We start from the raw sequence: 12481 nt of genomic DNA on the forward strand, positions 1-12481 counted from the left end.
GCGCCCGGTCGCGTCTCACTCCTCGCGCCGCAGGACGTAGAGCAGCCCGACCATCGACAGGACCGTCTCGTCGTGCTGGTTCGTTGCCTCGAAGGCCGTCTCGACGAGGCCGTACGGGTTGGTCTCGGCGGGTTCGGCGTCGGTGACCTCAAGCGTCACCGACAGCGTGTCCCCGGCGCGAACCGGGGCCGGCCAGCGGAGGTCGTCCGTCCCGCGCCCGCCGACGTTCCTGATGTCGTTGAGGAACCCCTCGACGGCGAGCCGGGAGGTCAGCGCGGCGGTGAACCACCCGCTGGCGATGAGTTCCCCGAACACCGACTCCTCGGCGGCCGCCTCGTCGACGTGCATCGGCTGTGGATCGTAGTTGCGCGCGAACTCGACCATCTCGTCGCGCTGGACGGCCACGCTCCCGCAGTCGCGGGTCATTCCGACGTCTATGTCCTCGAAGTAGAGTTCACTCAGTGTTGCTCACCCGCTTCGGGTACCGGACAGTTCGGGCATAAGCGTTACTGCCGGCGGGACGCGTCGTCCACTCGTGACGGCCCGGTATCGGGCGTCTCGTTCCGTCCCGTCTGGCCCCCTCGTCCCCTCACCGACCGGTCGGCCCGTCGGTGGGTCGGAACGGACCGACGCTCACACCTCCGGGACGACCTCGCGGCCCAGCCGTTCGGTCGTCTCGATCGGATCCGAAACCCTGGGTGCCAGCAGCACCCCGTCGACGCCCATCTCCCGGAGTTCGTGAAGCTGGTCGACCACCTGCTCGGCCGTCCCGGCGATACCGATCCGGTCGGACATGAACTCCAGCAGGTCGTACTTCTCGATCAGTTCCGCGTTGTGGGGCTCGTCCAGCGTGTTGTGCACGTCGGGGCGGTACTCCTCGCCCAGTTGCCGTATCGAGCGGGCGGTGTCCTCCGGAAGGTCGTCCAGCTCGCCCTCGATGTTCGAGAGTATGTGGGCGGCCGCGGCGAAGATGTGGTGGAGTTCGTCCAGCGCCTCCTCTCTCGTATCGGCCACCTGGAACGGGGCGGTCGTCCAGAACTCGATCCCGTCCGGGTCCCTCCCGGCGTCGTCGGCTCCCTGCCGGACCTTCGAGCGGGCCCACGCTATCTTCTCGGGGGTCACCGCCCCGCCGTACACGACCCCGTCGGCGATCTCGCCGCCCAGCGCGAGCATCTTCGGCCCGCCACCGACGAGGAAGATCGGCGGCGTCCGTTCGGCGTCCCACCACGAGAAGGTGAGTTCTTCGCCCTTCCGCTCGGCCCGCCCGGTCCGCAGGAGTTCCCGGATCATCCGCATCGAGTCGTGGACCTCCGACACCGTGGCCGGCGTTAGCTCGGTGTTCCGCACCGCGCTGTCCCCGGTACCCATCCCGAGGATCGCCCGTCCGTCGGAGATCTCGTCGACCGTCGCTATGGCGCCCGCGGTGACGGTCGGGTGTCTCGTCACCGGGTTCGTACAGACGACCGGCAGGCGGACCGAGGAGCTGTTTTCGGCGACGAGGGCCATCGTCGAGTACACTTCCCGCTTCATGCACTGGGAATCGCCCTGCGCGAAGATGTCGATGTTCGCGGCTTCCACGGCGGCGGTCCACCGGCGCATCGTCTCGGGCGCCCGCTGGTCCGCCAGGATTCCGACTTCCATGTCACAAACTCCCAAACCATCCGGTAAAAGGGATTCGGTCGTCGGGGTCGCTCGGTCGACGTGCCGGTACACTTACCGTCGAACGGCGAGATACGAACGTTCGTCATGAAGATCGCCGTCATCGGTGCCGGTGCGCTCGGCTGTCTGTTCGGTGGGGTCTTCGCGGCCAACGGCGAGGACGTCCGCCTGCTCCACCACCGCCCCGAGTACGTGGAACACGTCGCCGACAACGGGGTTCACGTTCACAGTGACGTTCTGGAGGACGCCCCGATATCGGTGGACGTACCGATCACGACCGACGCGGCCGAGGTCGGACCTGCCGACCTGGTGATCGTGCTGGTCGGGGCACACCGAACCCACGAGGCGGTCGAGGAACACCGGGACTGTATCGGCCCCGAGACGCGAGTGCTCTCCCTGCAGAACGGCGTCCGGAACTACCCGCACCTTCGGGAACTGGTCGACCCCGAGCGGGTGCTCGCCGGGATCGCGACCCAGGGTGGCGTGCTGGAGGCTCCCGGCGTCGTCAGACACACCGGGATGAAGACGTCGGTGTTCGGCGGCCCGGACCGCGAGTTCGCGGCCCGGATCGGCGAACTCTTCGACGAGGCGGGCTTCCCGTACGAGATCGTCGATGACCCACGGCCGGCGCTGTGGCAACGGCAGTTCGTCAAGGTGACGCTGGCCCCGCTGTCGAGTCTCACTCGACTCCCCACCCCGGAGCTAGCGGAGTCGGATCACCTCGTCGGCGTGATGGAACGTCTCCTGGAGGAGGCGCTGTCGGTCGCAGAGGCCCGGGAGGTACCACTCGAGGTCGACTCGAAGGACCGACTCCTGCAGTCGATACTGCGGCGGTGTCGGGAGGCGTCGGGGCACAAATCGAGCATGCTGCAGGCCCTCGAGGCCGGCAAACGGACCGAGATCGACGAGATGAACGGAGCGATCGTCGAGATGGCTGCCGAAACGGACGTCGACGTCCCCTACAATCGGGTGATAACCGATCTGGTTCGCGGACTCGAAGAGGGATATCTAGGGACCGACGATTACTCGGTCGACTTGGAGGTGGGCGAGGGGACCTCCTCCGGGTGATCGCCGGTCGGCGAGCGCGTCACGGGGCTCGTCGCGCCCGCGGAATCGGGAAGCCAGAGCGCGCGTCCGTCGGCGGCCGACTCAGAGGTCTTCGGGCTGTGTCCCGACTCCCTCGGGCCACCCGATCGGCCTGCTCGCGGACGGCTCGACGGCATCGCGCCTGAGCACCATGGGCGTCCGTTTCAACGACAGCACGAGTTCGTCGTTCTGGTTGTAGGTTCGCAGTTCCGTCTCGACGATTCCGACGTGGTCGCGCGACTCGGAGTCGCGTTTCTGCAGCACTTCGGATTCGACGAAGAGCGTGTCGCCGTGAAACACCGGCGCGTGGTGACGGACCTCGTCGTACCCGAGGTTGGCCGTCGCGTTCTGGGAGATGTCGATGACGCTCATGCCGACGGAGATCGCGATCACCACGAGCCCGTTGACGAGTCGCTCGCCGAACTCCGTTTCCTCGGCGTAGGGCTCCGTGAAGTGCATCGGGTTGAGGTTCATCGTCAGGTTCGTCAGCCACACGTTGTCCGTCTCCGTGACGGTCCGTCCGTACGGGTGCTTGTAGACGTCCCCGACGGCGAAGTCCTCGAAGTAGCGTCCCTGCCACCCCGAGACGAGCCGCCGGTCGCGTTCGGTGTCGGTCATCCGTGTTCACCACCGGGGCGCCAGGGATAAATCCGTGTGGAAAACGGGACGTCCCCCCCCGTCGGGTCCAGCCACGAGGGTCGGGCCCGCGCCCGGGGCACTGGGGCTCCGTAAGAAGGTAGTAACCCCGGCGCCTGTCTCCGACGATGTACGACGACCTCCGGTACGAGACGTCGAACGGAATAACCACGATAACGATCGACCGCCCGGACGTCCACAACGCGTTCCGCGCGGAGACGATCCGGGACCTCAACGACGCGCTTCGCGCCTTCGGGAACGCCGACGGCGAGTACGTCGCCGTGCTGACGGGCGCCGGGGGGAGCTTCTGTGCCGGGGCGGACGTGACCGAGATGCCGGACTGGCACGAGATGACCAAAGAGGCGTACGCCGGCTACCTCTGGGGCGTCCAGAACGTGGTTCGCCAGCTCAGGGGAATGGAGAAGCCGACCATCGCCGCGGTGCCCGGGCCGGCGATCGGTGCCGGCTGTGACTTCGCGCTGGCGTGTGACCTCCGCGTCGTCGGGCCCGAGGCCGTCCTTCGGGAGGGGTTCGTTCGCGTCGGCCTCATCCCCGGGGACGGCGGCGCCTGGCTCCTCCCCCGCCTCATCGGCGAATCGAAGGCCAAGGAGTACCTCCTGACCGGAAAGGACATCACGCCGGAGGCGGCGGTGGACCTCGGACTCGCCGTCGAGGAGGCCGACGACCCGCTCGCGTCGGCACGCGCTCTCGGGGAGGACGTCCTGAGTCTGCCGGCACACGCGGTCCGACGGACGAACAGCCTCGTCGACCCGGAACGCGAGTTCGAGGCCTACTGCGAGCGAGCGATCGAGTACCAGTGGGAGTGTGTCAACGACGCCGAACACCACGAGGCGATCGATGCCTTCGCCGACGACCGCGAACCGGAGTACGACCGGGACTACGCCTGAGCGCCGCCGTCGGCGCCGCGGGTTCCGACTCACCCGAGGGGTGGCGCGCTTCGACCCGTCTCAGGCGTCCGGTCGGTCGCCGTCATCGGCTTCGGACAGCCGATACGCCTCGGCCAGGCGTGCGAGCGTCCCCTCGCGGGTCTCGCCCGACAACTCCGCCGCGTGTGCGATCCGAAACAGTTCGTGGGTGGCGTCGATGGTCGGCGCACGGTAGCCCGCGTCGGCCGCCGTCTCCAGCATCTCGCGTGCCTCTCCCAGCCGCCGTTCGGACTCCGACCCCGCCGCGAGCGCGCGGAACGCCCGGTGGACGTACTCGTCGAAGGCGTCCGTGGCGAAGGCGGGATCGAGGCCCTCGAAGAGCTCCTCCTCCAGTCCGTAGTGTCTCGCGAGCAACGTCGCGTCGACGATCAGCGGGAGTATCCCTTTCGTGATCGCGCTACGGCTCAGTTTGAGCACCGCGGGCCCCCGGAGGTCATCGCCCATCGAGGCGACGTCGAAGCCGACGGCCAGGAGGCGGTCGGCGACCGGTTCCCGACCGACGCCCGCGACGGTCAGACGGACCGTCTCCGGGGGCCCCGAGGCGCCCCCCATTATCGCGCCGTTCAGAAACGTGGTGTTCGTCCCCTCGAACGTTCGGTCGATCCGGGCCGTCGACCTCGGGGAGACCGAGTTCACGTCGTAGAACCACCGTTCGCGGCCGTCCCCGACCCCGTCGAGCGCCGCCTCGGCGACGTCGACGGCCGTCGCCGGCCACACACACGAGACGATCAGATCGCTTCGCCGGGCCAGCGCCGCCGGTGAATCCGCAACTGCCGGCGGGCCGTCGGCCAGTCGTTCCCGCAGCGCCGCCGGCGAGCGGTTGGTCACGGCGACGTCGTAGCCGGCGTCCAGGAACGCGTCGGCGAAGGTCTCTCCCGCCTCCCCGTATCCCAGCACGCCGACGGTATCGATGGTCGTCATCGGATGTGGTCGGTTTCGCCGCTCCCGGCTTTAACCCACCCGTTCGCGTCCCGTGGAGTTCGTTCGGGCTGGACGGAGATAGCGAGAGCGTAGTCTAACCCCGTGAATCCAGACCTCTCGATCAGTCGCTGTATATCACTGATCTCCGCGCTCGTACTCGTCTTTCCAGAGGCCTTTCTCCTCGTAGAGATCCGCAGCGGCCGGATGGAACGGGACGTTGTTGAAGGGGTTTTTGACCCAGTACCCCTCGCTGCTGTAGAAATTACCCATCTGGTGAACGTCGGCTAGTCCACTTCGGTTTTCGAACCCGACAGTCAGGAACTCGCGGAGCGGTTCGTAGCTCTCTTCGCTGGTCGCGATGAAATTGAACACGCCGGTCGGCGTGGGAACCGATTCGGGGATGTTCGCGAAGCTCTCCCGCATGTCGGACGGAGGCTCGATCGAGAACATCCGGACCCGCTCGTCGCTTTCGAGCTGACTAACGATCGAATCGGGGATATCGAGGACGGTGACGTCGACAGCGCTGGTAGCCTCCTGCATCCAGGCGGGGAGGAACGGTCCGTTCGTAAACGAGAACGAACCGATGTCAAGCCGGTCCTCGGAAAACGCGGTCGCCTGCTCCGTGAATCCGACGTTCGCTCGGACGTAGTCCGACAGACCGCCGTACTCTTCGAGGACGTACAGCAGCATGGTCGCACTCGAACTGCCACGCGGACCGGGGGACACCTGACTGCCGGATTCGATGTCCTCGATGGTTTCCCACTCGCCGTGATTCGTCATGTACGTCCACATCAGGTCGAATACGTTGAACAGCTGGTAGTACTCGGCGTCGATGTCCCCGAAGGGCTCCTCTCCGTTGATTATCCGCTGGATCGTCCAGTTGCTGACCGTCCCGATATCGATGTCGTCTTCGGCGAGCATCCGAGGCGCGGCGTTGTTTGCCTCAACGGGCTGGACGCTCACCTCAACCTGATCGGTGTTCTCGTTGACCATCGCCGCGAACCCCTGAAGGAACGAGTAGAAGCTAGTGTTCGGTGTGAAGCCGAACACGAGCGAGTCGGGCCCCGAATCCAGGGCCCCGATACACCCGGACAGCCCTATTGCACCACCGGCTGCGATGCTTCCCGCGGTTTGAACGTACGTTCGTCGTTCCATATTGCCACATAATAACTATCGAGCAAAAGTTTTGTGGTGTGATAACAATTGAACAGCACATGACTCGAGTCGGCTGGCTTCCATCGGGCGTGTCACTATCGATTTCGCGGGAGCGTACGCTGGTGGCCACGGTGTACGTACTGGCCGTCGGACTGTCGCTCTACTGTCTCTACTATGCGTTCTTTACGCCCATCGCCGCCACTCGGTTCGCAAACGGATTCCTCGGAATCGGTCTCGCGCTCCATTTCTTGTGGCAGATTCGATCGTCCGAATCCGCGACGGAATCGGCGTCGACGGATATGGTTCCACCCGAAACCAACGAAGGGGCCGAAGCCACGGCCCCCGGTACGGAACCCCGCAACGCGCGGTTCCGTTCCCGAATCTCGGAGTGGGTACGGCGGACGGTGGGCCTCGACCTCGCCGCGTTCCGGTCTCGAATCGAAGGGCAGTGGTCGGTCGCGTACGTTCTGTTCGCACTCGCGTCACTCGGACTCAGTCTCTACGTTGAGTTGAACTTCGATCGACTGCTTGATACCGCGCCTGCCGTCGGGTACACGTCGATGGATATCACCGCCGGCGCCCTCGCTATTTTTCTGGTTACGTACGCGACGTATCTCGCGTACGGGTGGGTGCTCGCCGGCGTTGTCGTCGGGTCCCTCATCTTCGCGTATCTTGGACCGATCATGCCGGGGGTGCTCCGACATCCCGGCGTCACCCCACGAGAGATGACTATCGTCGGCGCGATGCAGTTGAGCGGTATCTATGGGTTCATACTCAGTGTCGGTGCCCGGTGGCTATCGTTGTTCATAATATTCGCGGGCATGGCTCGAGAGTACGGTGCCATCGACTACATCTCCGACATCGGACAAGAGCTGACCAACGTCTTTCGAACGGGGGTCGTCCATGTGGCGGTAGTGAGCAGCATGATAATGGGCTCGATCAACGGAAGTGCCGCTGCCAACACTGCAACTACCGGGAGTTTCACGATACCGATGATGAAACGGCAAGGCGTCAGAAGCGACTACGCTGGTGCGGTCGAAGCCGTCGCGTCGAGTGGGGGGCAGATGCTCCCGCCAGTGATGGGACTGGCCGCCTTCCTCATGGCGGACATCCTGAACATCTCCTACTTCCGAATCGTCCAGTACGCGCTTTTCCCCGCGCTCCTGTTTTACTTCACCGTGGCAGTAACGATCCACCTCGCCGTCTACAAGTTCGGCTGGGATACGGAGCCGGAGGGTCGGTTCGACCTCACCGTCATCTCCAGTGGCGCCCACTTCGTCGTTCCGTTCGGCGTCCTCATCTACACCTTGCTCTGGCTTCGATACACGCCGATGGCCGCGGGAAAGTGGGCTGTTGTTTCACTCCTCGTCGTCATGCTCCTGAAGAAGGTCACCACTGAGGGAGTCTCTCTGGGAACCGCCAAAACCGGGATTGGCGACGTGTTCAGAGGTTTCAAACAGGGGGCGCTCGAACTCGCCCCGTTCGTGGGCGTCCTCGGGTCGCTCGGTCTCGCGATCGGTATGCTCAATCAGACCGGCGTCACACAGAAAATCAGCGTCAATATAATCGGACTCGCGGGCGGCGGGTTGCTGCTGACCCTCTTTCTGACGATGGTCATCAGTCTCCTGTTCGGGATGGGGATGCCGACCATCGCCGCGTACCTCCTTATGGTCGTCTTGGTTACTCCCGCGCTCGTTGAGGTCGGTGTAGAGCCCGTCGTCACTCACCTGTTCGTGTTCTACTTCGGGATGCTGTCCGCCATCACGCCCCCAGTTGCTATCTCGGTCGTAATAGCGACTGAGATCGCGAGAAGTAGCTTTATCAGCACCGCCAAACAGTCGTTACGTATCGGACTGGTGGGGTTCATCGTTCCGTACGTTTTCGTCAGAAACACCAGTTTGCTGTTCTGGTCGTATCCCGAAACGATACTTCAGTTGGGCATCGTCACGGTTAGTCTCCTGGGTCTTGCGGTCGCCCTGACCGCCTACGACTGGAAGGACGATCTGAACCTTTTCGGCCGGAGCACGTACGGCGTGCTCGCGATTGTCGGCATGTTCGGTCCGATGCTCGGACGCCTCCTCGCCGTCGGCTGTCTGCTCACGCTGTTCGCACTGGTTTACGTAAACCTCCCGGTCAGGCAGATGTTGATACGGGCGCCCGCCTGAAGGAAGCGAGTGGTGGCGCGTAGTCGATTGATCGGCGCATCCCGCAGGGAGGACAGGGCAGTAATTCCCCCCGCCAGGAGTATTACAACGAGAGGGTGATGTAGCCCTGTCCGGAGATCTTCGCAGTGCTTTCGGGGGGGACGACGGTCGTGGAGACGGTTTCCTCAAGAATAGCAGGCCCCTCTACTGATGTCGCATGCGGGAGCGGACGCTCGTAGATCTCAGTCTCGGTGAACCCCGTCCGCTCGAAGTAGACCTCCCGGGTTCCACGGTGTGCATCCCGATCGCTCGTCGACCCCTCGCGTTCGAGTGCTGACGTGGGAATGCGTGCGTTCGCACGTAGTATCACGATTTCGAACGGTTCGTCGGCCCGCGCATAGCCGTAAATCCGCTCGTGTCGATCGTTGAACTCCTCGCGGATGTCCTCCAGCATCCCATCGTTGGATGTGGGATTCGGGACGGGGACGGTAAGTTCGTAGGATTGTCCCACGTACCGGACGTCGGCCTTGTAATCGAGCGTCGCTCGCTCCTCGGCCAGTCCCTGGTCCCGTATCCGGGAGAACAGTTTACTCTCGAGTTCCTCGAACTGCTCTCTCAGGAGCCCTTCGTCTGGCTCCCGGCCCCTGTAGGACCGAGACTCGTCCAGCCGAATCGGCGCCACGAGGAGCCCCTTCGCGGAAAAGACGCCGGGGTCACGCGGGACGATCACCTCCTCGATGTCCATCTCCCTTGCGACGTTAGCCGCGTGGAGCGGGCCTGCCCCGCCGAAAGCGACGAGGCGGAACTTCCGGGGGTCTTCCCCCCGCTTCAGCGTCACCTTGCGAATGTTACGCGCCAGACTGGCGTTCGCTATCTTGATAGTGCTGAGGGCCGCTTCGGGGACGGACTGGTCCAGCGGTTCCGCGATCGTTTCCTCGAACCGGTGCTTCGTCGCTGCTACGTCCAGGTCCATCTCCCCTCCCAAGAACGTATCGTCGTTAATTCGGCCGAGGAGGAGGTTCGCGTCCGTCACCGTCGGCTCGGTGCCTCCTCGACCGTAACAGATCGGTCCCGGGTCCGCACCGGCACTCTCCGGACCCACTCGTAACGCCTCTCCTTCATCTATCCAGGCGACGCTCCCACCACCGGCCCCGACAGTAACGACGTCGATCATAGTCGTCTTCAGCGGCAACTGATTTATCTCCCCTTCCGTGGTCCGAACTATTTCCCCGTCGTGGACGACGCTGACGTCCGCGCTGGTCCCGCCCACGTCCATCCCGATCATGTTTGTCTTCCCGATCTCATCGCTCAACCGTTTGACGGCCACCGCACCCGCCGCCGGCCCGGAGACGAACGTACGGACGGCGTTGTTCACCGCCTCCTGGCTCCCGAAGAGTCCCCCGCCAGAATGCATCACGTTCAGCGGCGCGTCGACACCGAGTTCGCCTATTCCGCTGTCGATATTGTATATGTAATCACGGATAGTGGTTTTGAGCCCCTGGTTGAGCACCGTCGTGACCGTGCGGTCGTATTCGCGGATCTCGGGGAATACCTCCGAGGAGAGCGCGAAATCCATCTCCGGATCGACGCGCTCGATTACCTCACCGACCTGACGCTCGTGGTCCCCGTTCAGATACGAGAACAGCATGGACACGACTATCGACTCGACGCCCTCGCCGGTCAGTTCCTCGACTGCCTCGACCACCTCCGTTTCGTCCACGTCCTCGAGAACCGCTCCGTTCGAGTCGATCCGTCCGGAGACCTCTTTTCGGAGGTGACGGGGAACGAGCGTTTGCGGGCTGTCGACGAAGAAATTGAATATCTCCTCTTCGGGCCGCGTCTGATCACCGATCTCGATTATGTCCCGCAGTCCCTGGTTCGTGATGAGCCCCATTTCGGGTAGCCGCTCTTCGAGGACCGCGTTCGTCCCTATCGTGGTCCCGTGTGAAAAGAACGACACGTCGACCGCGTCCACTCCCGTGGTCTTCAACACCTTCTCGACTCCTGCCAGAACGCCGTCTTCGAGTTCTGGAGGCGTCGAATCGACCTTGGTTACATGATACTGTCCACTCGCCTCGTCGTAGATGATCACGTCCGTGAACGTGCCACCGGTGTCGACGCCGATTCGGACGCTCATTTGCCACCACCTCCGGTCGCCGCCTCGGCTTGCTCCAGTTCTTCGCGGCGTTCTTCCGTCTTCTCCCAGTCGACGGCCCGCCGTTCGAGGTCAAGAACGACCCCATAGACCTCGTAGGCCCGTTCCTCGGACACTTTCCCGTCGATCACGTCCCGCAGGACGCTCTCGGGGTCGCGCTGTAGTGGGGGACCGTAGCCGCCACCACCGGGGGTCTGGACGCTGGCGATATCGTTCTGGCCGAGCGTGACGTTGTCCTTCGAATCGAGGATGTCCGGATCGTCGCTTTCCGGGTTGATCACGTATCTCGCACTGCTCGCCGATCCCCCTCCGAACAACCCCCAGGGTTGGCTCTCCTTCCGGTCGGAAAGCACCGAGAACTCCGTTTCGGGGGCGTAAAATTCCAGATCCCGGCGAAGTCCCATCCCGCCCCGGTATCGGCCAGGACCCTGGGAGTCTTGGCGTAGTTCGTACCGTCGGACGTACACCGGTACCTCGGTTTCTAGCTCCTCTATTGGGCTGTTGGCGGTGTTTTGTGCGTGCGGCTGAACCGCCTCCAAGCCGTCTTTGGTCGGACGAGCACCGTATCCGCCAGCGAGCGACTCCATGAACACCTTGAACTGATCGTCGCGAGGATCCATCCCGCCGTAGGTTACTATACACGCCACACCCTTTGAGGAGGCGATCGTGCGATCCGGCATGACTTCGGCCATGGCTTTCGTGATCAGATCACTGATGCGCATCCCGACCTCCATACACCCAACTATCGGCGCGTTTTCCCCCGGATTTACCATCGACCCTTCGGGCAGATGCATGCTGAACGGCCGGTAGAACCCCTCGTTTTTGGGGAGCTCACCGCCGCCCAAAAACGACATAATCACCGGGAGACAGCCGGCCAGCGTGATCGCCTCCGGCGCGTTCAGGGGGCCCTTGTTTTGATCCGCCGTCCCCTCGAAGTCGACCTTGATTTCGTCGTCCTCGATGACGACCGCCAGCGCGAGTTTCACCGGCTCGTTGACGACACCGTCCCCGTCGAGATAATCCTCGGCTTCGTACCGCCCGTCGGGGAGTTCCTCGATCGCGGCCCGGACGAGTTCCTCCGTGTAGTCGACCAGCTCACCTAAACGGGCTTCGAAGGATTCTCGACCGTATTCCTCGAGAAGTTCGAGGTACCGTTCCGTTCCGATCCTGTTCGTCCCCAATTGAGCGTGGTAGTCGCCCTCGCGCTTCTCCGGGGCACGGACGTTGCGAAGGATAAGATCCATTATATTGTCGTCGTACTCCCAGTTCTCGACCGCTTTCGTGCCGGGGATGATGAGCCCTTCCGGATATATTTCGGTTTCGTCCGTCGGAAGACTGCCGGCGATCGCACCACCGATATCCACATGGTGGGCAATATTGGCCGCGTAGCCGACGATCTCCTCTCGGTGAAATATCGGGGAGATCAGAGTGATGTCGGGGAGATGTGTACCGCCTCGATAGGGGTCGTTCACCAGGACGCCGTCGCCGGTCTCTAGCTCGTCGACGAGCGGCTTCATGTTCCGGGGGACAGACGACACGAGCGAGCCGATGTGGTGGGGTGCCTGCGGCTGTGCCACCAGATTGAAATCGGCGTCGAACACCGCACAGGTGAAATCCTTTCTCGTCTTGATATTGGTCGAATAGGCGGTACGCTGGAGTGTGACCTCCATTTCCTCGACGACACTCTTCAGTTGATGTCGAAATATTTCTATATCTGTCCGAGGGGGCATATCGTAGCCTCTTCATTCTATCGTCGTTTATAATTTGTGGTGATACCA

10 protein-coding genes are annotated in these 12481 nt (G+C 63.4%); 3 read left to right on the forward strand and 7 right to left on the reverse strand.

Annotation, left to right across the window (positions count from 1 at the left end):
• Positions 1-15 precede the first annotated feature (15 nt).
• Entirely contained in the window at positions 16-426 is a 411-nt protein-coding gene (locus NLF94_RS15175; protein ID WP_254838472.1) for a MaoC/PaaZ C-terminal domain-containing protein, read from the reverse strand.
• Positions 427-633: 207 nt separating this feature from the next.
• Positions 634-1641 (reverse strand): LLM class flavin-dependent oxidoreductase, encoded by a 1008-nt coding sequence (locus NLF94_RS15180; protein WP_254838473.1) that lies wholly within the window; start codon positions 1639-1641, stop codon positions 634-636.
• Between the two features lie 60 nt (positions 1642-1701).
• Between NLF94_RS15180 and NLF94_RS15185 the strand changes: the two genes are divergently transcribed.
• Complete coding sequence (locus NLF94_RS15185; protein WP_254838474.1) at positions 1702-2727, forward strand: ketopantoate reductase family protein; 1026 nt, start codon at positions 1702-1704, stop codon at positions 2725-2727.
• A gap of 81 nt (positions 2728-2808) precedes the next feature.
• Here NLF94_RS15185 and NLF94_RS15190 read toward each other — a convergent pair whose 3' ends face one another.
• Positions 2809-3363 (reverse strand): MaoC family dehydratase, encoded by a 555-nt coding sequence (locus tag NLF94_RS15190; RefSeq protein ID WP_254838475.1) that lies wholly within the window; start codon positions 3361-3363, stop codon positions 2809-2811.
• A 146-nt stretch (positions 3364-3509) separates the two neighbouring features.
• Here NLF94_RS15190 and NLF94_RS15195 point away from each other — a divergent pair, with 146 nt between their 5' ends.
• On the forward strand, positions 3510-4289 hold the full coding sequence (locus tag NLF94_RS15195; RefSeq protein ID WP_254838476.1) for an enoyl-CoA hydratase/isomerase family protein: 780 nt from the start codon (positions 3510-3512) through the stop codon (positions 4287-4289).
• A gap of 60 nt (positions 4290-4349) precedes the next feature.
• On the opposite strand, the gene NLF94_RS15200 is transcribed toward NLF94_RS15195, so the two are convergent.
• Both NLF94_RS15200 and NLF94_RS15205 read right to left on the reverse strand, forming a co-directional pair.
• Positions 4350-5249, reverse strand: a complete 900-nt coding sequence (locus tag NLF94_RS15200; RefSeq protein WP_254838477.1) for an NAD(P)-binding domain-containing protein — start codon at positions 5247-5249, stop codon at positions 4350-4352.
• A 135-nt stretch (positions 5250-5384) separates the two neighbouring features.
• On the reverse strand, positions 5385-6404 hold the full coding sequence (locus NLF94_RS15205; protein ID WP_254838478.1) for a TAXI family TRAP transporter solute-binding subunit: 1020 nt from the start codon (positions 6402-6404) through the stop codon (positions 5385-5387).
• Positions 6405-6463: 59 nt separating this feature from the next.
• On the opposite strand from NLF94_RS15205, the gene NLF94_RS15210 reads away from it, so the two are divergent.
• A complete protein-coding gene (locus NLF94_RS15210) occupies positions 6464-8569 on the forward strand; it encodes a TRAP transporter permease (RefSeq protein ID WP_254838479.1) in 2106 nt (701 codons plus the stop codon).
• 82 nt (positions 8570-8651) lie between these two features.
• On the opposite strand, the gene NLF94_RS15215 is transcribed toward NLF94_RS15210, so the two are convergent.
• Positions 8652-10685 carry a hydantoinase/oxoprolinase family protein gene (locus tag NLF94_RS15215; protein ID WP_254838480.1) on the reverse strand — a complete coding sequence of 678 codons (2034 nt, stop codon included), beginning with the start codon at positions 10683-10685 and terminating at the stop codon, positions 8652-8654.
• Positions 10682-12433, reverse strand: coding sequence for a hydantoinase B/oxoprolinase family protein (locus tag NLF94_RS15220; RefSeq protein ID WP_256558632.1), 1752 nt, complete (start codon positions 12431-12433; stop codon positions 10682-10684). The genes NLF94_RS15215 and NLF94_RS15220 overlap by 4 nt, the downstream gene beginning before the upstream one ends.
• Positions 12434-12481: the final 48 nt, after the last annotated feature.

The sequence above is a fragment of the Natronomonas marina genome, assembly GCF_024298905.1.
GTDB classification, from domain to species: domain Archaea; phylum Halobacteriota; class Halobacteria; order Halobacteriales; family Haloarculaceae; genus Natronomonas; species Natronomonas marina.